15 protein-coding genes and 1 pseudogene are annotated in these 19,224 nt (G+C 56.7%); 7 read left to right on the forward strand and 9 right to left on the reverse strand.

Translation table 11 applies throughout. The features are described 5' to 3' along the window. The first annotated feature begins 86 nt into the window (after window positions 1-86). The 3 genes and pseudogenes from KGP25_RS11990 (at window position 87) to KGP25_RS12000 (ending at window position 2,702) form a co-directional block, all read left to right on the forward strand. A complete protein-coding gene (locus KGP25_RS11990; RefSeq protein ID WP_223540515.1) occupies window positions 87-995 on the forward strand; it encodes a LysR family transcriptional regulator in 909 nt (302 codons plus the stop codon). Window positions 996-1,155: 160 nt separating this feature from the next. Further along, a pseudogene (locus KGP25_RS11995) lies at window positions 1,156-2,117 on the forward strand (hypothetical protein). A 15-nt stretch (window positions 2,118-2,132) separates the two neighbouring features. Then, a complete protein-coding gene (locus KGP25_RS12000; protein WP_223540516.1) occupies window positions 2,133-2,702 on the forward strand; it encodes a hypothetical protein in 570 nt (189 codons plus the stop codon). Window positions 2,703-2,743: 41 nt separating this feature from the next. On the opposite strand, the gene silA is transcribed toward KGP25_RS12000, so the two are convergent. Genes silA through KGP25_RS12020 form a run of 4 tightly spaced genes read right to left on the reverse strand, consistent with a single transcriptional unit; the run spans window position 2,744 to window position 8,907 of the window. Continuing rightward, window positions 2,744-5,884: a Cu(+)/Ag(+) efflux RND transporter permease subunit SilA gene (silA, locus tag KGP25_RS12005; protein WP_223540557.1), complete on the reverse strand. Its 3,141-nt coding sequence runs from the start codon at window positions 5,882-5,884 to the stop codon at window positions 2,744-2,746. Between the two features lie 10 nt (window positions 5,885-5,894). Continuing rightward, window positions 5,895-7,145, reverse strand: coding sequence for an efflux RND transporter periplasmic adaptor subunit (locus KGP25_RS12010; protein WP_069719217.1), 1,251 nt, complete (start codon window positions 7,143-7,145; stop codon window positions 5,895-5,897). 11 nt (window positions 7,146-7,156) lie between these two features. Beyond that, window positions 7,157-7,498 (reverse strand): cation efflux system protein CusF, encoded by a 342-nt coding sequence (gene cusF / locus KGP25_RS12015; RefSeq protein WP_045910573.1) that lies wholly within the window; start codon window positions 7,496-7,498, stop codon window positions 7,157-7,159. A gap of 23 nt (window positions 7,499-7,521) precedes the next feature. Beyond that, complete coding sequence (locus tag KGP25_RS12020) at window positions 7,522-8,907, reverse strand: efflux transporter outer membrane subunit (protein ID WP_223540517.1); 1,386 nt, start codon at window positions 8,905-8,907, stop codon at window positions 7,522-7,524. Window positions 8,908-9,069: 162 nt separating this feature from the next. On the opposite strand from KGP25_RS12020, the gene KGP25_RS12025 reads away from it, so the two are divergent. Then, window positions 9,070-9,753, forward strand: a complete 684-nt coding sequence (locus tag KGP25_RS12025) for a copper/silver response regulator transcription factor (protein ID WP_223540518.1) — start codon at window positions 9,070-9,072, stop codon at window positions 9,751-9,753. After that, window positions 9,743-11,197: a Cu(+)/Ag(+) sensor histidine kinase gene (locus KGP25_RS12030; RefSeq protein ID WP_048223253.1), complete on the forward strand. Its 1,455-nt coding sequence runs from the start codon at window positions 9,743-9,745 to the stop codon at window positions 11,195-11,197. Before KGP25_RS12025 ends, KGP25_RS12030 begins: the two co-directional genes overlap by 11 nt. A gap of 3 nt (window positions 11,198-11,200) precedes the next feature. Here KGP25_RS12030 and KGP25_RS12035 read toward each other — a convergent pair whose 3' ends face one another. Next, on the reverse strand, window positions 11,201-12,106 hold the full coding sequence (locus KGP25_RS12035) for a LysR family transcriptional regulator (RefSeq protein ID WP_063621652.1): 906 nt from the start codon (window positions 12,104-12,106) through the stop codon (window positions 11,201-11,203). Window positions 12,107-12,223: 117 nt separating this feature from the next. Here KGP25_RS12035 and KGP25_RS12040 point away from each other — a divergent pair, with 117 nt between their 5' ends. Then, window positions 12,224-13,639, forward strand: a complete 1,416-nt coding sequence (locus KGP25_RS12040; protein WP_223540519.1) for an MFS transporter — start codon at window positions 12,224-12,226, stop codon at window positions 13,637-13,639. A 47-nt stretch (window positions 13,640-13,686) separates the two neighbouring features. On the opposite strand, the gene KGP25_RS12045 is transcribed toward KGP25_RS12040, so the two are convergent. Genes KGP25_RS12045 through KGP25_RS12055 form a run of 3 tightly spaced genes read right to left on the reverse strand, consistent with a single transcriptional unit; the run spans window position 13,687 to window position 16,397 of the window. Beyond that, entirely contained in the window at window positions 13,687-14,682 is a 996-nt protein-coding gene (locus KGP25_RS12045) for a DUF2891 domain-containing protein (protein ID WP_223540520.1), read from the reverse strand. A gap of 9 nt (window positions 14,683-14,691) precedes the next feature. Then, on the reverse strand, window positions 14,692-15,678 hold the full coding sequence (locus KGP25_RS12050; RefSeq protein WP_024908532.1) for a DUF979 domain-containing protein: 987 nt from the start codon (window positions 15,676-15,678) through the stop codon (window positions 14,692-14,694). Beyond that, on the reverse strand, window positions 15,675-16,397 hold the full coding sequence (locus KGP25_RS12055) for a DUF969 domain-containing protein (RefSeq protein ID WP_223540521.1): 723 nt from the start codon (window positions 16,395-16,397) through the stop codon (window positions 15,675-15,677). Before KGP25_RS12055 ends, KGP25_RS12050 begins: the two co-directional genes overlap by 4 nt. Before the next feature lie 200 nt (window positions 16,398-16,597). Here KGP25_RS12055 and KGP25_RS12060 point away from each other — a divergent pair, with 200 nt between their 5' ends. Continuing rightward, window positions 16,598-17,143 (forward strand): winged helix DNA-binding protein, encoded by a 546-nt coding sequence (locus KGP25_RS12060; RefSeq protein ID WP_223540522.1) that lies wholly within the window; start codon window positions 16,598-16,600, stop codon window positions 17,141-17,143. Here the strand turns inward: KGP25_RS12060 and glgX are convergent, their stop codons facing one another. After that, entirely contained in the window at window positions 17,144-19,219 is a 2,076-nt protein-coding gene (gene glgX, locus KGP25_RS12065; protein WP_223540523.1) for a glycogen debranching protein GlgX, read from the reverse strand. Between the last annotated feature and the right edge of the window lie 5 nt (window positions 19,220-19,224).

The following is a 19,224-nucleotide window of genomic DNA, read 5'->3' on the forward strand; positions in this document are numbered from 1 at the left end:
AACGGATTAGCGCTAATCGGTCTATGGTGTATATCATTTCCGTATCAATACATTCGGGCCTTAACGCACAAGGAAAACGATTCTGTATGCAAATAAGCAGAGCGGATGTCGCCGATCTCATTTATTTCATGGCTATTGCACGTCATCGCAGTTTCAGCCGTGCGGCGATTGAATTAGGTGTGAGTGCATCAGCGCTTAGTCATGCCCTGAAGGGGCTGGAAACCCGGCTCGGTGTTCGCCTCCTTAATCGCACGACGAAGAGCGTTACACCTACGGCTGCAGGTGAAGAACTGGTTCAGTCTGTCCTTCAGCCTTTCGACAAGATAGAAGGCGCGCTTGAATCGCTTAACCGGTATCGTAATACCCCTACCGGACGTATCCGCATCAATGCTGCCGTTGAAGCGGCCAATCTTTTGCTTGCGCCAGTTATGCCCGCGTTTATGGATCGCTATCCCGATATTGAAATCGATATTGTGGCCAGCAACCGTATGGTTGACGTCACTGATGCGGGCTTCGATGCCGGTATCCGCTATGGTGGCACCGTCCCGGAAGACATGGTTGCCCGGCGTTTATCTGCCGATATTCGCTGGGTTATCGCAGCATCCCCCGACTACCTTGAACGCTGCGGAACGCCTGAACATCCGGATGATTTATTACACCATCGCTGTATAAGCAATCGTCTCGGCGACGATCGGATTTATCGCTGGGAACTTGAGCGAGACGGCGAAACGTACCAAATCAGTGTGCCTGGCTCTGTGACGGTCAATCAGGCTGAAACGGGCCTTGTGGCCGTATTAGGCGGAGCCGGCCTGATGTATTTTCCGGAGCCTCTTGTTGCATCCTATGTGAAGGATGGACGGCTCCGCCTGGTGCTGACGGAATGGTCCCCGCTGGAGGAAGGTTTTCATATCTATTATTCAAGCCGCCGGCAACTGCCGACCGGGCTTCGCCTTCTGATAGAGTTCATACAGGAGGCCAGGCCGCTGGGGTTGTGAAATAGTGCTTCCATACGGGACGATACGGGAACAGTTGTAGGAATCATTTGATCACCGAGTTAACGCTGCTATTATCAAAGTATTAATCTTCGAATCATAAATTATTTCAATATATTACCCTGCTAATTAATAGTCCTCACGGAATGAAGGAGCTTCCTCGATGAACTTACCCGGTCAGCAGTCGCCTGACAGCACCCTTCCCTCTTATGATCTCTCGCGAAGCCTTGGCCTACAGGCCGGTGCAGATATCGATTTTAAAAAGCTGGCCGCACAGCTCGACTGCACGCGTAATTTTTACAATGTCGGCATCATTTTTGATGATGGCAAGCAACGCTGGCTGGTTCGCCCGTCTCGACGCATTGCTGATGTGAATCAGAGCACCGTCAGCCATGTAGTCATCAGTAAAATTCCGGATGCTAAGGAAATCAGTGCAGAAAAAGCTGTGGTTGCGACGCTAACTACTCCGTCACTTGCTACGGAAATTACCTCGACCGGTTTTGCCTGTGGCGCGATGATTGTTACGCTTGTCATGGCGTTTGGTGCCGGTGCGGCAGTACCGTTTACCGCTGGCGGGTCTGGTGTGATTGCGGCGATTAGTCTGTCCGGTACACTGGCGACGGGAGCGCAATGCATGATTGGCGCGGGCCGTCTACTGGCTATCCATAACGACCATGGTTCCGATGTTGCATGGCTTGACAGCCAGGACTGGTACGTTGCCACCACGACAGTTCTGGATGTCATTTCGCTTGCTGCGGCAGGAACCGCGCTAAGAGGTACTTTAGAAACGTACAAGCTGATGAAAGCGGCGTCTTCAAGTAAAGTTACCGCCTGGTTCCAGAGCCTGAGCCGTGCCGAACGTAAGCGCATCACGGAAGAGATCATTAAAGCGCAGAATCCAGGTATCTCCAGTGCCGGGGTAAAGGCCGCGATCCGCGCAGGTGTTTATCCGAAACGTTTCCCAAGCGAATCGTTACAAAAATCACTGCAGCGCGAGCTGATGAGTGCGGTCAACAACGCATCGGCCTTTGTGGGGAGCTCACTGGGACTATTCGCAATCCACAAAATACCGTCCAGTCAGGACGCTATGTAGTAGGTGTGCTGCAATCATTTTTACCTAACTGAACGCTGAGTATTCAAATGTTTAAAGTTTTAACCCGTCGCCTGCAACACTGTAACGAGGTGGCTACCAGCATAAGCAATACCTCCCCGACACAGCTGCAACAGCTAAAGACTCAGTTGGCTGAAGAAATGGGCAAACCTGTGGGTCTACACACCATGGGTATTCCGGCGGCAATCAGCACTCTCGGGGTAATTGTCAGCTTCGCGATTCCTCAGCTGTGGTTGGGCTATGGCGTACTCGCCGCACTCGGCCAGCCAGCCGAACGCGTATTCGTGTGGGTTGTGCTGATCGCCCTCCTGTTCGCAAGCATCAACGGCGTGACGATGTTTATGATTGGCAAAGGCAGCATGCGCGCCGTGCGGTTACATCTTACGCTGGCGGTGATGAGTCTGGTATTAACGGCAGCCTATCTGCTGGCCGCGCTGAGCGGTAGCGCTGCTCCGGGCGTCAGTCTGACCGCTGCGATGGTGAGTACTGTCATGCTGGGGCTTAGCGGCAGCTGCATCTTCTCTACCGCTTTCTATAAGATGCTGCTATTTACTCTGCATAACAGAGCCTGGCGCAAACTGATCAGCAAGGAGCGCTAAGCATTCATCACGTAAAAACCCGCCGCTACCGGCGGGTTTTTTTATGGCTTTTTATGTCTGCGCAACCAAATTAACTTATACGCCGCAGGAATAATAAACAGCGATAGCAGCGGTGCTGTAATCATCCCGCCGATCATGGGGGCCGCTATCCGGCTCATAACTTCTGACCCTGCGCCGGTCCCCCAGAGAATGGGCAGCAGACCCGCGATGATCACCGCGACGGTCATTGCCTTTGGCCGCACGCGCAACACGGCACCATGATAAAGCGCCTCATCAAGCCCTCGTTCAGTGAACGTTTCCTGGCGGGACAACGCCGGATGTGCTTCAACGGCATGACGCAAATACATCAGCATGACCACCCCAAATTCTGCCGCCACCCCGGCCAGGGCGATAAACCCGGTGCCGGTTGCAACTGACATATGAAAACCCTGCCAGTAGAGGAACCATATCCCGCCGACCAGCGCGAACGGCAGGCTCATCAGGATCAGCAACGCTTCATCCACGCGACGGAACGCCAGATAGAGCAGAATGAAAATGATCATCACCGTCATCGGCACCATCAGCTTCAGTTTCTTGTTGGCGTGTTCAAGCAGTTCAAACTGTCCGGAGAATGACACGCTGGTACCCGGCCTCAGCTTCACGTTCTGGCTGATGGCCGTTTTAATGTCGTTCACTACGGACACCATATCCCTGCCGCGGGCATCGATATAAATCCAGCTTGCAGGTCGGGCATTCTCCGTTTTTAGCATCGTGGGGCCGGAAACCACGTTGATATCCGCCACATCACCCAGCGTGATCTGCTGTTTAATCGGCGTCAGGATCGGCATCTGCCTCAACGCGTTCGGGCTGTTCCGGTAGTCCTGAGGATAACGAATATTAATCGGGTAGCGGGCCACGCCTTCCACCGTTTCCCCCACCGTCGCGCCGCCGATGGCCGAGGAGACGAACAGCTGCACGTCGCCCACCGTCATTCCATAGCGGGAGGCTTTCTCCCGGTTGATATCAACATCGATGTAGCGCCCGCCTTCCAGACGTTCAGCGAGGGCAGACACCACGCCTGGCACCGTTTTGGCGACGGCCTCTATGCGCTGCGCCGTGGCGTCGATATCAGCCAGAACGGTACCTGAAACCTTGATACCAATGGGGCTTTTAATCCCGGTTGAAAGCATATCGATGCGGTTGCGGATGGGCGGAACCCAGAGATTCGCCAGGCCAGGCAAACGAACGGTCTTATCGAGCTCGTCAACGATCTTGTCAATCGTCATGCCGGGTCGCCACTGATCCTCAGGCTTAAGCTGAATGGTGGTTTCGACCATTTCGAGCGGCGCGGAATCCGTGGCCGTTTCGGCTTTACCGGTTTTACCGAACACCGACGCTACCTCAGGCACGGTTTTGATGAGTTTGTCCGTAGTCTGCAGGAGCGCCGCCGCTTCTGCCGGAGACACGCCTGGCAATGTCGAGGGCATATACAGCAGATCGCCTTCGTTGATCTTCGGTAAAAACTCGCCACCCACCTGGCTCAGGGGCCAGATCACCGTGAAGATGGATAATGCCGCAACCAGCAGGGTTGTTTTAGGCCAGTGGAGCACCCGAATCAGAAGCGGATGATAGGCGTTAATCAACAGTCTGTTCAGCGGGTTACGGGTCTCGGCGGGAATTTTACCCCGGATCCAGAATCCCATCAGAATGGGTATCACGATGATGGCCAGCGCGGCCGCGCCCGCCATGGCGTACGTTTTCGTGAAGGCCAGTGGACCAAACAGCCGCCCTTCCTGACCCTCGAGGGTAAAGATGGGAATGAACGACAAGGTGATGATCAGCAGGCTGATAAACAGGGCTGGCCCCACTTCAACAGAGGCACTGGTGATCACCTGCCACCGGGTGGCGTTGTCAATCTGTTCCCCCGGATGCTGGTGATCCCACTCTTCCAGCCGTTTATGCGCATTTTCAATCATCACGATGGCGGCATCCACCATTGCACCGACGGCAATGGCAATACCTCCGAGCGACATAATATTGGCGTTCAGCCCCTGGAAATGCATGACGATGAAGGCAATACACAGGCCAAGCGGCAGAGAGATAATCGCCACCAGCGCTGAGCGAATGTGCCAGAGGAACAGTGCACAGACGATGGCCACCACGATAAACTCTTCGAGAAGCTTGCCGCTCAGGTTATCAATGGCCCGGTCGATGAGCTGGCTGCGATCGTAGGTGGTCACAATCTCAACGCCTTCCGGCAGGCTGGCCTTCAGCGTCTCCAGCTTATCTTTCACCGCCGTGATGACCTCGCGCGCATTTTTACCCGAACGCAGGATCACCACGCCGCCCGCCACTTCACCCTGCCCGTTCAGCTCGGCAATACCGCGGCGCATTTCCGGCCCTGTTTGTACGCGGGCAACGTCACGCAGATAGATCGGTACGCCGTTCTCGCCGGTTTTCAGGACAATGTGATTGAAATCATCGATGGTCTGCAGATAGCCGCTGGCCCGAACCATATATTCCGCTTCCGCGATTTCTACGGACGATCCCCCTGCTTCCTGGTTAGACGACTCAAGGGCCTGCTTAACCTCCGGCAGGCTGACGCCATACTGTGCCAGCTTTAACGGGTCAACCTGAATCTGATACTGCTTCACCACGCCGCCGACGGAGGCCGCTTCGGCCACGTTCGGGATCGTTTTCAGCTCAAACTTCAGGAACCAGTCCTGCAATGAGCGCAGCTCGGCGAGATCGTGTTTTCCGCTGCGATCCACCAGCGCATATTCAAATATCCAGCCCACGCCGGTGGCATCCGGGCCGATCTCGGAACTCACGCCAGCAGGGAGTTTGCCCTGAACCTGGTTCAGGTACTCCAGCACGCGCGAACGGGCCCAGTACAAATCAGTGCCATCTTCAAAAATGACATAGACATACGAATCACCAAACTGCGAAAAGCCGCGCACGGTCTTCGCGCCGGGAACCGACAGCATGGTGGTGGTGAGTGGATAGGTCACCTGGTTTTCAACAATCTGCGGGGCCTGGCCGGGATAGCTGGTTTTGATAATCACCTGAACGTCAGACAGATCGGGCAAGGCATCAACCGGGGTGTTGATGATGGTCCATGTTCCCCAGACGCTGAGAAACAGCGCCCCCATCATAACCAGGAAACGATTAGCCACTGACCGCCGGATAATCCATTCAATCATCATCGTCTCCTTAATGGCCAGAATGGGCGTCGTCAGGGGTTTCAGCGTGGCGCATGCGCTCCAGCGCACCGGTAATATTGGCCTCCGAGTCAATCAGGAACAGACCGCTGACGACGACTGACTCCCCCTCTTCCAGCCCGCTACCAATGCCGGACTGCTGCTGAGATTCATGCAGAACGTGGATCCTTTTCGGTACAAAATTCCCGTTAGCGTCAACGGTAATAACGCGCTGCTCTTTGCCGGTATCGATAACGGCCTGAGACGGAATCAGCAGCATTTCCTGACTTTGGGTATTCAGCTTCAGGTAGGCATTCATGCCCGGTTTCAGCAGCTCATCCTTGTTGGAGACCTGCAGGCGCACCTGCAGCGTACGGGTGGTTTGATCCACACTTGGCAGAAGACTCCACTTTTCAACCGGGAAGGATTTATCCGGCCAGGCCGGTACCGAAACAGCAAACTGCGAGGTATCTTTCAGCAGATACGCAATCGATTCTGGGACCGCCGCGCCGATCCAGACCGGATCCATTCCCTGAATTTGCGCCACGACCTTATCTTTCGAAATATTCATCCCGGTGCGCAGGTCAAATGCCGTGATCACCCCGTCGATGGGCGCCCTGATGGTAAAACGGGTCTGGATAGTGCGGGTCGCACGCAGCCGCTGAATATCCTCATCCGGCATACCCGCCAGCCTAAGCCGTTCCAGAACCCCTTTAATCTGCGTGGGCGTTCCACCGGTGCCGGAGAGCAGCAGGAACTCGCTCTGCGCTTCGACCCAGTCCGGAATGGTAATATCAATCAGCGGCGTGCCTTTCTTCACCTTATCGCCGATCGTCAGCGGGTAGACTTTCTCAACGAACCCATCCGCACGCGCCTGCACAATGACAAACTGATAGTCGTTATAGCTGACGTTGGCCGGGATCGTCTGGGCATAATTCAGCGTTCCGCGCGTCACTTTTTGCGTTTTTAATCCTAAATTCTGGACCTGCGTCGGATCGATACGGATACCACCGCCGCTTTTATCGTCATTTTCGTCCGCATATTTCGGGACCAGATCCATATCCATAAACGGTGATTTACCGGGCTTGTCGAATTTCACGTCAGGCTTCATCGGGTCATACCAGAAAAGGACCTTTCTTTCCGCAACGCTATTTGCTGTTTTTTCAGATGAATAAAGTGTCTGCCATGCCGTCACGGATATCAGCCCTCCGGCAATAAGGCTGCTGACTATCATGGCAGCGTATTTTATTTTTAATGAGGCCATGCCGTTTCTCGCTATTTAATGCTCTTTAGTAATGAGATATTGCCCTGCTGAACAAATGAAAAATCAACGTGACTGCCGACCTTTAAGGCGTTGATGCTCTCATCGGCCTCAATAAAGGTGAAACGCATGGTCATCGCGGGCCAGCCAATCGCCGGGATGGCCTCATGAGAAATCGTGACTTTTTTATTCGTGAGATCAATGTCTTTCACGATACCGGTCCCGGTAATAACCTGCTCTGCGGCCCCTTCACGGGCGGCGCTCATCGCCTCGTGCTGATGAACCTCAGCCTGAAGGCCGGCAGAAAACGTCACGGCGATTGCACCGAATACCACGGCTTTAAGTGAATTACGCATTTTAGTTTCCTCTTTAAGTACAGTTATTCGACCCAACCGCCGCCCAGGGCGGTGAAGAGCGTTATTTCATTAACCTGTCGGGCATAAATAAGGTCGAGAAGGGTCTGGCGGGTGGAGAAAAGAGAACGTTCCGCGTCCAGCACGTTGATATAACTGACCGCACCACTGGCATATAATCCTCTGGCACGCTGGAGCGTAATCTGGAGCGAATCAAGATAACGACGCTGTGCGTCAATTTGCTGGTTAATGCTGTCCCGCAGCGCGAGCGCATCGGCGACCTGTTTGAAGGCGGCCTGTATTTTTTGTTCGTAATTCACGACCGACTGCTGCTGACGAATTTCAGCCAGCTTCAGGTTAGACTTATTCCTGCCCGCATTAAAAATGGGAATATCGATTTTAGGGATAAAATTCCACATCCCACTGCCCGCGGTGAACAGGCTGGATAATTCCGTGCTGCCTGTGGAAAGCCCGCTGGTCAGGGAAATCGACGGGAAAAAGGCGGCACGCGCGGAGCCGATATTCGCATCAGCCGCGTTAAGCTGATACTCCGCCTCCATAATATCCGGGCGCTGCAGCAGTATCGCTGAGGATAGATGAGGCGGGAGTTTTACCGGCGCAATATCGCTGGCGTTCATTCCACTGTCGCCCGGCAGCGCACGGTACGTCCCGAGGAGCAGCTGCAGGGCATGATTGGCCTGCGCCAGCTCCCCCTCACGTTTGGCAATCTCTGCCTGCGTGCTTTCGATCTGTCCCCGGGCCTGTTCCAGCGCGAGTACGTTAGTGCTGCCCGTCACCAGCTGTTGCTCAACGAACGCATAAGACTGCCGGTAATTTTCCAGCGTTTCCCGCGCGATACGCAGCTGTTTATACGCCAGCTGCTGGTTGAAATAGCTCTGCGACACGTTAGAGACGAGCAAGATATGCACGGCGCGACGGGCCTCTTCCTGGGCATAATAGTTTTGTCGATCAGCCTCACTCATGTTCTTCAGCTTGCCGAAAAAGTCGAATTCGTAACTGAGCGCAAGACCCGCGTCGTACTGCTGCGAAGTCGGTTTGTCACTTTTCAGTCCCCCGCTGTACGTGATACCCGCGGATCCGTTCAACTGCGGGTAACGGTCCGCCTCCGTCACGTTGAACTGCGCCCGCGCCTCTTCAACCTTCAGGACGGCCATTTTTATATCGCGATTATTGTTCAGGGCTTCCGTAATCAACCCGGCTACCTGCGGATCGACAAAAAAGGTGCGCCAGCCGGTGTCCTGATACCCCGCCACCGCGGGCGTCAGGCCGTTACGCGAAAGCGAAAACTGCTGGGGGACCGGTGACGCCGGGCGCTGATAGTCGGGGGCCAGCGAGACGCAGCCTGCCAGGATAAATACCGTACTGATGCTAAGTCGTTTTATCAGGAACATAACGGTTCAAATGAAGTCCAGAGTATTTTTAGGGCTACTCTACTGAACGCTTCCTGTTTGACGGGTGACGGGATAATGACAATGTTGTCATTTTTAACGTAAGTCATTGTGAACGGTGGCGGGCGCCATAGAATGTCATCAGCAGCCAGTCAGGGGAGCAAGATGAAAATACTGATCGTTGAAGACGAAATGAAAACCGGTGAGTACCTCAGCAAGGGACTCACTGAAGCAGGGTTTGTCGTGGACCACGCTGATAATGGCCTGAACGGTTACCATCTCGCCATGACCGCTGAATACGATCTGCTGATTCTCGACATCATGCTGCCCGATGTGAACGGCTGGGATATTGTCCGCATGCTCCGCTCTGCCGGAAAAGGGATGCCCATACTGCTTCTGACGGCTCTCGGTACGATTGAACATCGTGTTAAAGGGCTTGAGCTGGGCGCAGATGATTATCTGATCAAGCCGTTCGCCTTTGCCGAGCTGCTCGCCCGGGTAAGGACGCTGTTAAGACGCGGAAATACGGTGATCGCAGAAAGCCAGCTTCAGGTAGCAGACCTGACGGTTGACCTCGTGTCGAGAAAAGTCAGCCGGACAGGAAGTCGGATTGTGCTCACCAGCAAGGAGTTCAGCCTGCTGGAGTTTTTCATGCGCCATCAGGGGGAAGTGCTGCCCCGCTCCCTGATTGCCTCCCAGGTATGGGACATGAACTTTGACAGCGACACGAACGCGATTGATGTGGCGGTAAAGCGGCTGCGCGCAAAGATCGATAATGACTTTGAACCGAAGCTGATCCAGACGGTGCGCGGCGTGGGCTATATGCTGGAGGTGCCGGATGCGCGTTAAGCCCCTCCGACGCCCGTTCTCTCTTGCGCTGCGACTGACCTTTTTTATCAGCCTCTCCACCATACTGGCCTTCTTCGCCTTTACCTGGTTCATGCTGCACTCCGTTGAGAAGCACTTTGCCGAGCAGGATATCAGCGACCTTCAGCAGATCAGCACCGCGATGCACCGCATTCTGCACTCACCGGCAGATCCCGACCAAAAGAAAATCAGTAAGATCAAAGAGTCGATCGCCAGTTACCGCAACGTGGCCGTCCTGCTTCTGGATCCGCAGGGCAATACCCTGTTCAGCTCGACGCAAGGGGCGGCATTGCGCCCGGCAATGAAGACAGCGGACTTTAGCGAACACCGTCGTGCACAGGATGTGTTTCTCTGGACGGTAGAAGACCCGGCCAACCCGATGCATGCCGGGTCCGACATGAAAATGGAAACGTACCGGATTATCGCCTCCTCAGGCACGGCGACGCTGCAGGGCAAAACCCAGGACTACGTCATGCTGATCGGGCTCTCCATTAATTTTCATCTCCACTATCTTGAGGCGCTGAAAAAAAACCTTCTGGCGATTGCCGCGGTTATCAGCCTGCTGATTATTCTTGTCATCCGCATCGCAGTGCGTCAGGGACATTTGCCCCTGCGTAACGTCAGCAACGCCATTAAAAACATCACCTCCGAAAACCTGGATGCACGACTGGAGCCGTCCCGCGTCCCCGTTGAGCTGGAACAGCTGGTCATCTCCTTTAACCAGATGATCGAGAAGATAGAAGATGTCTTTACCCGTCAGGCTAACTTTTCCGCCGATATCGCGCACGAAATCAGAACCCCTATCACCAACCTGGTGACGCAAACCGAAATCGCGCTGAGTCAGAACCGTTCTCCGAAGGAGCTGGAGGATGTGTTGTACTCCAGCCTTGAAGAGTACAACCGGATGACCCGCATGGTCAGCGACATGCTGTTCCTTGCACAGGCCGATAATAATCAGCTCATCCCGGATCGGGTGATGTTTGATTTAAGCGCCGAGGTCATGAAGGTGTTTGATTTCTTCGAAGCCTGGGCGGAAGAACGCCACATCGCGCTGACATTCAATGGGATGCCCTGCCTGATAGAAGGCGATCCGCAGATGTTCAGAAGGGCAATCAATAATCTGTTATCTAACGCCCTGCGCTATACGCCAGCGGGCAAAACGGTGACGGTCTCACTGCGAAAACAGGATAATGACGTTGAGCTGGTGACAGAAAACCCCGGTACGCCGATCCCGCCGGCGCATTTGCCGAAGCTGTTTGACCGTTTTTATCGCGTCGATCCGTCCAGGCAGCGTAAAGGCGAAGGCAGCGGCATTGGGCTTGCCATCGTGAAGTCCATCGTCACGGCACACCACGGAAAAGTCCGCGTGGAATCGGATGCGGTGTCGACGCGCTTCATCCTCACCGTGCCGGGGAAAGTGCTCTGAGCGTCAGCAAACCGCGCGGCACACTTCAAGGACCTTTTCCCTGAGCCAGCGATGCGCCGGGTCCCGTTCCATGCGCGGATGCCACATCTGGGATACCGTAATAGTGCGGGTCTTAAAGGGCAGTTCAAAAACGTGCACGCGCTCGGTCATCGCCTGATTGAGCAGGTATAACGCCGGCACCATGGCAATCAGATCGGAGGCCAGCGCCACGGATAACGCCGTCGGAAAACCGGGCACCACGCTGGCGACCTTGCGCTTCATCCCGCGCTCCGCCAGCGCCTCATCGACAAACCCGTGCAGCGATCCGTCCGGCGAGGCCACCACATGCCCCCAGGCGACATAGTCACTCAGGCTGACCTCCGGCTGCTCTGACAGCGGATGCCCCTTGCGCACCGTGCCAACAAACCGATCCTGGAAAAGCCTTTGCAGCCGTATTTCAGGCCCCATGTTGCCCTGCACGCCGATCTCCAGATCGACAAGTCCCTCCCGCAAGTAGCGCGACGTTTTTTCCGGTTTCGGTGAGAAGCGGATGCACACCCCGGGCGCAACGCTCGCAACCGCAGCAATGAGCAGAGGCCCAAACGCCACCACAAAACCGTCGTTGGCCCGGATGGTGAACAGCCGTTCGAGGCTTTCCACCTTCAGCGCGTCGGTGGAGGGCTGCAGCACCGCCCTCGCCTCGTGCACAGCGCTTCTGGCGCGGTCCCGGGTAGCTTCGGCCCAGGGCGTCAGCACCATGTGACGACCGGCCCGTACCAGGATCGGATCGCCGGTCACCTCCCGCAGCCGGCTCAGGGTGCGGCTCATGGCGGAGGTGCTCAGGTTCAAACGTCGCGCCGCGCCCGCCACGCTGGCTTCTGCCAGCAAAACGTCGAGCGCAACCAGAAGGTTAAAATCAGGATCGGACACGATGGCTCCTCAGATATGGCGTTACGTGCAATGATTAAGTGCAAATGCTGCGTCTTCCGCCCTGTATACCGCATGATTATAGTTTCGTCATCACGATTCTTATTCGGAGTAACGACGATGACGCTCTTTTCAAACCAGCCCGGCGATGAAGGTTTACCCGGACATGAACGTGCCAGGGTGATGGCCGCCGTTATGACCACCACGCTGATGGGCGTTTTTGACGGTACCATGATCAACATCGCGCTCCCCTCCATGGCAAGCGCGATGCAGGTCCCCGCGAACGTTGCGGTCTGGTTCGCCAACGGTTATCTGCTGTCAGCGGCGATGACGTTGGCCATCTTCGCGGCGCTGGCGGCCCGCGTGGGCTATCGCCCAATCTTTCTGGCCGGGCTTGCCACCTTTACGCTCACCTCGCTGGGCTGCGCGCTGGCAACAACGCCGGAAATGTTAACCGGGATGCGAATTCTGCAGGGCATCGGCGGCGCGGCGACCCTGAGCATCGCCCCGGCGATCCTGCGGTCCGTTTTTCCGGGCCGACTGTTGGGCCGTATTCTGGGGCTGCACGCCTTGCTTATCGCCTCCAGCACGGCGATAGCCCCTGTACTCGGCGGAACAATACTGGACGCCCTGAGCTGGCAATGGCTGTTCGCCATTAACCTTATTCCGGGCAGCATCGCCCTGCTGCTGGCATGGCGGGCCTTGCCGCGGGAATCGGCCGTTGACCGCACTCCCTTTGACGCGCCAGGCGCCGTGCTCTCCGCCGTCCTGTTAGGTTCCGCAATCATGATGGCCGACAGCCTTCAGCACGTGACGCAACACATTAACCGGCAGGCCGTCTGCTGGGGCGTTCTCGCGCTGGTCAGCGCCTTCGCCTTTACCTGGCGTATCCGGCGCGCGCAACATCCGTTACTGCCACCGGTGATGTTCAGCAACGGGCGCTTCACCCTCGCCGCGCTGACCTCGCTGGCCTCGTTTGTGAGCCAGGGGATCACGTTTGTCGCGCTGCCGTTCCTGTTTCAGAGTGTGTATGGCTACAGCCCGGTGGTGTCGGCGCTGCTGTTTACCCCGTGGCCGATTGGCATCGTGCTGATCGCGCCGCACGCGGGTCGCTGGGCGGATACGATCTCCGCGCCGCTGATCTCGACCCTCGGGCTTATCGTCTTTGTCGGTGGGTTGGTCCTGCTGGCCACGTTGCCGGAGAATCCTTCCGTGTGGAATATCTGCCTGCGCAGCCTGGTATGCGGTATTGGTTTTGGCTGCTTCCAGAGCCCCAATAACCGGGAAATGCTCGCTAACGTCGCGCGGGAATATGCCAGCTATGCCTCCGGCGTGTTGTCGATCGTCAGAACATTCGGCCAGTGTCTCGGCGCCGCCGTGGTGGGGGTGCTGCTGGGAGCAGCGGCAGGATGGGACCATCAACATGCTATCCAGGTTGCACTGTGGCTAGCCGTCATCGCCTCGACGGGTTCGGTGGTATTTAGCCTGAGCAGGCTGCGCCCTGCGCGGTCTACAGGCAAGCGTTGCACAATGTAGGCCGGGTAAGCGCAGCGCCACCCGGCAAGTAAAGACGGCGCGTTTGTTTACTCCAGCGCCAGTAGCGCAAAGCTCGCCAGCCAGTGCCCGCCGCTATAGTGGCTGCCGACCACATGCCCGACACTTGCGGCAAGATGTTTCGTCACCGCCTCGCGCAATGCCGGTTGCGCCGGGTGGCTGGCAGGAAGCGCTTTCGCAATGTGCTTCATACACCACGCGCGGCTGAGGTTTAACCCGTCCAGATGGGCAATTTTCGGGTCGGTACGATCGCTCACTTCCGCCGGGTTCATCAGTGCCGTAATGGCGCCCACCTCCGGCAGAAACGCGTCAAACCAGGCCGGGAAGTCTTCAGCCACCTTGCTCATCAGCAGCGCCTCCGTCAGCGCGCCGGAAATATACTCGTCTCCGCCGGGCTCATAATGAGCCGGATAGCGCGTGTCGGCGAGATAAAACCGCTCCGTCGCTGCCACAATCGCCTGTTCAAGCGCCTTGTCTCCGACTGCGCGACCGTAATCGAGCGCCAGCGCGAGGGCAAACGCGGTGTTGTAGTGCGTCCCGACGCGGATCGGATAGGTGAGCTTACCGAGGTAATCCACCAGCCGGTTGCGAATATCCTGGGTGAGCGGCGCCAGCGTCTGGTACCAGCCCGCGGCCTGCGGCAGCGACGACTGCTTCAGCTCCTGGGCCAGCGCCAGCAGCCAGCCGTAGCCATACGGACGCTCAAACGAGGCGCGGAACGGCGCGGTAAAATAGGCCAGCTCCTTCGCCACGTTCTCTTCGGTCATGTGCTCGTCAAAAAGCGCGACGATCGCGTCCCGACACGGTAATTCTGGATAGAGGCGCACGCAGCGCAGCAGCAGCCAGTAACCGTGCACCGCCGAATGCCAGTCAAAACAGCCGTAGAAAATGGGATGCAGTTCACGCGGCGGCAGAACGTCACCATCATCATTAAGCAGGTGCATGATGTGGTTCGGGTATTCCTGGCGCAAATAGGTCAAAGGCATGCGGGCAAACGCGTCGGCCTGATGTTGCGTTAATTCCATGACAGCTCCTTAGCGAAACACGAGGAAATACATTAAGAACACGTTCACCACCAGCAGGGTTAACGCGGTCGGGATCTGGATCTTGATCACCTGATATTTGTCTTTCAGCTCCAGCAGCGCGGCGGGAACGATATTGAAGTTCGCGGCCATCGGCGTCATCAGCGTGCCGCAGTAGCCTGCATACATGCCAATCGCCAGCAGCGGCGCAGGGTTGCCGTGATGCACGTTGATCAAAAACGGCAAGGCGATACCGGCACTTAATACCGGGAAGGCCGCAAAGGCATTACCCATAATCATGGTAAACAGCGCCATACCCACGCAGTAAATCACCACCAGCATAAAGCGGCTATCCGGGTTCACAAACAGACTCACCACCTTCTGTACCGAGTCGCCCGTGTTGGCCACCACGAACACGCCGCCGAGCATGGCCAGCATCTGCGGCAGGATCACCGCCCAGCCGATGGTATCAACAAGACGACGGGACTGACGAACGGCATGCAGCGGCGTGCCTTTGGTCAGCCACCAGCCGGTGAGGATCGCCGCGACGCAGGCCACGCACAGCGCCGCCAGGGTGAGCTGCTTCTGATCGAGCAGAAACACGCCGCCGACCGAAACGCCCTTCAGGAATAACGTGCCCAGCACCGTCACCACCGGGATCATCAGCGCGGGCAGGAACAGCCAGTTTTTAAGCCGGTTTGACGACGCGACGCGCTCCTCCTCGGTCGACATTTTATAGTGCCCTTTCCCGACGAGGCCAAACCCCGCCAGCAGCGCGATGGCGATAACGCCGCCGCCGATAATCCGGTACGCCAGCGATTTGCCGAGTTCCTGAACCATCAGATCGCCAAACAGGAAGATCCCGCCAAACAAGAACCAGAACAGCGCGGTGGTAAAGCGCTTCGGATTGGCGCGATCGCGCAGGGTCATCACAACCAGCAGCATCACGACAAAGCCAATCAGGTAGTACACGCGGTTAATGGTGATAAGCGTCATCATTGCGCGGCCTCCTGCGTACCCTGCTCTGCACGCCAGACCATCACGTCGCGACGGATACTTGCATCGAGGCGCAGCAGGCGCGTCATATGAATAATCAATGCCGCAATCGCGGTTGGAATGGCCCACAGGCCAATATGCAGCGGTTCAATGCCCTGAATACCATTCTCTTTCAGGAACGCGTCGATCAGCAGCACCGCCCCAAAGGCAATAAAGATATCTTCCCCAAAGAAAACCGCGATGTTGTCACACGCGGCGGCATGGGCTTTGATTTTGTCGCGAATGTGCTGCGGCAGCTCGCCATATTCGTTCAGCGCCGCCCCTTCGGCCATCGGCGCCAGCAGCGGGCGCACCGTCTGCGCGTGACCGCCCAGCGACATCAGGCCCAGCGCGGCGGTGCCTTCCCGCGCGACAAAATAGAGCATCAGAATACGCGCTGAGGTGGCACTGGCGATCTTCGCCACCCAAGCCTGGGCGCGCTCTTTTAGCCCGTAATATTCCAGCAGACCAATCACCGGCAGGATCAGGATGAAGGTGGCCAGCGATCGGCTATTGACGAACTTCTCGCCAAAGGTCTCCAGCAGCATGCCGAAATCCATGCCGACCAGCAGACCCGTCGCCAGCCCCGCCACCACGACCACCAGCAGCGGGTTGAAGCGCAGTGCAAAACCAATAACCACGATCGGTATCCCGATCAGCGGCAACAGCGTAGTACCGTCCATAACGTTTACCCTATCGAAAGTGAGCGTTGCGCGCCGACGGCTATTTTTTTAATTTGCGGCGAGCGATGTTGTGTTTTGTTGGCAGGCTTCGCAAAACCTGCGCTAAAAAGCTATATCTGAACCTCAAAAACATGTAAACAAATTATCAATAAAATGTTCTTATTTTATCGATGAGTTTACATTTCTGGCTAAGGAACGTTATGACCTCAGAAAAGAGTGCTTCACCCGATCGCGACGATATCAACGATGGCCGGATCGTCTCTTCCCGCCATCTGGTATCCGAGCGCTGCGCGGAGTTATCAGAGCTGGAATATGCGCTGATCATGACCAGCAACGCGTTCAACAAATGGATGGTGCGCTGCATGACGGCTGCCGGCGAGCCCGATATGGGCGCCTTTGACGTTTCGCTGCTGCATCACGTGAACCACCGCGACCGCAAGAAAAAGCTGGCCGATATCTGCTTCGTCCTCAACGTGGAAGATACCCACGTGGTGACCTATGCCCTGAAAAAGCTGGTCAAGGCAGGCTACGTGACGAGCGAGAAAGCGGGTAAAGAGCTTTTTTTCTCCACCACGGAGGAAGGGAAAGCGCTGTGCATGAAATACCGGGACGTGCGGGAAGCGTGTCTGATTGCGATCCACGCGGAGAGCGGCGTTGCCGGGAAGTCGATTGGCGAGACCGCGCAGCTGTTACGCACGATCTCCTCCCTGTATGACACCGCCGCCCGGGCGGCGGCGTCACTGTAACTAAGGACGGCGGAACAGCGTAATGCTGCGCCCGGCCAGTTCGTACTCAACGGTTTCGGTGATCGCTGTCCCGGTGGCAGCGTCATCCGCCGTAGACAGCTCCAGCACCCATCCCCCTTCGCCAAATTGCGGGATCTGGAACGGCACGGTGCCTTCAAACGGGTTGAACAGCATCAGCACATCGTGCCAGATACCGTCCTCCTGCCGCAGATCCGGTCTGCTGATGGAGACCCCAAGCGTCGAGCCTTCATCCCACTGCTCGGCCTGCTGTGGACCGCCTCCGGCATTGAACCAGCGGATCTCCAGCCCGTCGCGCCAGCTTTCACGGCGCAGCAGCGGCTGTTGCGCGCGAAGGGCAATGAGACGACGGGTAAACTCACGCAGCGCAGCGTCGTTTTCGGAGAGTCCCTTCCAGTCGATCCACGAGATCTCACTGTCCTGGCAGTATCCATTGTTATTCCCCTTCTGCGTACGGCCAAACTCATCCCCCGCCAGCAGCATCGGCGTGCCGTGGGAGAACAGCAGCGTGGTCAGGAAATTACGTTTCTGCCGTTCGCGGGTAGCAATAATATCCGGATTCTCGGTTGGCCCTTCCTCGCCGTAGTTGTACGAGCGGTTATCGTTATGCCCGTCATTATTGTCCTCACCGTTGTCGGCGTTGTGCTTTTCGTTGTACGACACCAGGTCATTCAGCGTAAAGCCGTCATGGGCGGTGATGAAATTGACGCTGGCCCAAGGACGGCGTCCGCGCAGATCGTACAGATCGCCGGAACCGAGCAGACGCGCGGTAAAGTCCGTGGAGACGTTGTCCCCCTTCCAGTACTCGCGAACGGTGTCGCGGTATTTGTCGTTCCACTCCCCCCAGCCTGGCGGGAATCCGCCTACCTGATAGCCGCCGGGACCGATATCCCAGGGTTCACCAATCAGCTTCAGTCGGGATAAGACCGGATCCTGAGTCATGGCGTCAAAAAAACCGCCGCGCGGGTCAAACCCTTCGGGCTCGCGGCCCAGGATCGTCCCGAGGTCGAAACGAAAACCGTCAATGTGCATCGATTCCGCCCAGTAGCGCAGGGAATCCATCACCATCTGTAGCACGCGCGGATGCGAGGTGTTGACCGTATTTCCCGTCCCGGTGTCGTTGATGTAGTACCGGTGCTGGTCCGGGAGCGTGCGGTAATAGCTGTAGTTATCAATCCCCTTAAACGAGAGCGTCGGGCCAAGCTCGTTCCCTTCCGCCGTGTGGTTGTACACCACGTCCAGAATCACCTCGATGCCCGCGTCATGATAGGCGCGCACCATATCGCGAAAGCCCTGGATCCCCGCCGGACCGTAGTAGCGCGACGCCGGAGCAAAAAAGCCCAGCGTGTTATAGCCCCAGAAGTTCTTCAGGCCGCGGTCGAGCAGATGCTGGTCATCCGGGAACCAGTGAACCGGCAGCAGCTCCACCGAGGTAATGCCCAGGCTTTTGATATAATCGACCGAGGCTTTATGTCCCATGCCTTCAAACGTGCCGCGCAGCTCGGGCGGTATGGCCGGGTTCATCTGGGTAAAGCCTTTCACGTGGCTCTCATAGACAACGGTATGCGGCCAGGGCACGTTCGGCCGGTTGTTGTCCTGCCAGTCAAAGGCGTCCGGGTCAATGACCCTGCATTTCGGCGTAAACGGCGCGCTGTCCCGCGTGTCAAAGCTCAAATCCAGCTCGTCATGCCCCAGCTCATAGCCGAAATGGGCATCGTTCCAGTCGATGTCACCCACTAGTTCGCGGGCGTAGGGGTCGATAAGCAGCTTATGCGGGTTGAAGCGATGACCGTTTTCCGGGTCGTAGGGGCCGTAGACGCGATAGCCATACAGTGTCCCCGGCTTCAGGTCAGGCACATAGCCGTGCCAGACCTCATGGGTATACTCGGGCAGCTCCAGCCGGGCGATTTCCGTTTTCCCGGACGGGTCAAACAGACAGAGCTCCACCCGTTCAGCGTGAGCGGAGAACAGCGCGAAGTTAACGCCCTTCCCGTCATAATTCGCCCCCAACTGCTGGCCATGACCGGCCCGAATTTCAAACTTTGTATCCTTTGCCATTTTCG

The organism is Enterobacter sp. JBIWA003, assembly GCF_019968825.1.
Classification (GTDB): Bacteria; Pseudomonadota; Gammaproteobacteria; order Enterobacterales; family Enterobacteriaceae; genus Enterobacter; species Enterobacter quasiroggenkampii.

What these genes read in the sequence shown, in the direction of transcription:
- cusF (WP_045910573.1), bottom strand. Translation starts at nt 7,498, where the DNA reads ATGCGTAATTCACTTAAAGCCGTGGTATTCGGTGCAATCGCCGTGACG.
- KGP25_RS12050 (WP_024908532.1), bottom strand. Translation starts at nt 15,678, where the DNA reads ATGATGACGCTTATCACCATTAACCGCGTGTACTACCTGATTGGCTTT.
- KGP25_RS12060 (WP_223540522.1), top strand. Translation starts at nt 16,598, where the DNA reads ATGACCTCAGAAAAGAGTGCTTCACCCGATCGCGACGATATCAACGAT.
- KGP25_RS12055 (WP_223540521.1), bottom strand. Translation starts at nt 16,397, where the DNA reads ATGGACGGTACTACGCTGTTGCCGCTGATCGGGATACCGATCGTGGTT.
- KGP25_RS12020 (WP_223540517.1), bottom strand. Translation starts at nt 8,907, where the DNA reads ATGTTCCTGATAAAACGACTTAGCATCAGTACGGTATTTATCCTGGCA.
- silA (WP_223540557.1), bottom strand. Translation starts at nt 5,884, where the DNA reads ATGATTGAATGGATTATCCGGCGGTCAGTGGCTAATCGTTTCCTGGTT.
- KGP25_RS11990 (WP_223540515.1), top strand. Translation starts at nt 87, where the DNA reads ATGCAAATAAGCAGAGCGGATGTCGCCGATCTCATTTATTTCATGGCT.
- KGP25_RS12030 (WP_048223253.1), top strand. Translation starts at nt 9,743, where the DNA reads ATGCGCGTTAAGCCCCTCCGACGCCCGTTCTCTCTTGCGCTGCGACTG.
- KGP25_RS12040 (WP_223540519.1), top strand. Translation starts at nt 12,224, where the DNA reads ATGACGCTCTTTTCAAACCAGCCCGGCGATGAAGGTTTACCCGGACAT.
- glgX (WP_223540523.1), bottom strand. Translation starts at nt 19,219, where the DNA reads ATGGCAAAGGATACAAAGTTTGAAATTCGGGCCGGTCATGGCCAGCAG.
- KGP25_RS12010 (WP_069719217.1), bottom strand. Translation starts at nt 7,145, where the DNA reads ATGGCCTCATTAAAAATAAAATACGCTGCCATGATAGTCAGCAGCCTT.
- KGP25_RS12025 (WP_223540518.1), top strand. Translation starts at nt 9,070, where the DNA reads ATGAAAATACTGATCGTTGAAGACGAAATGAAAACCGGTGAGTACCTC.
- KGP25_RS12045 (WP_223540520.1), bottom strand. Translation starts at nt 14,682, where the DNA reads ATGGAATTAACGCAACATCAGGCCGACGCGTTTGCCCGCATGCCTTTG.
- KGP25_RS12000 (WP_223540516.1), top strand. Translation starts at nt 2,133, where the DNA reads ATGTTTAAAGTTTTAACCCGTCGCCTGCAACACTGTAACGAGGTGGCT.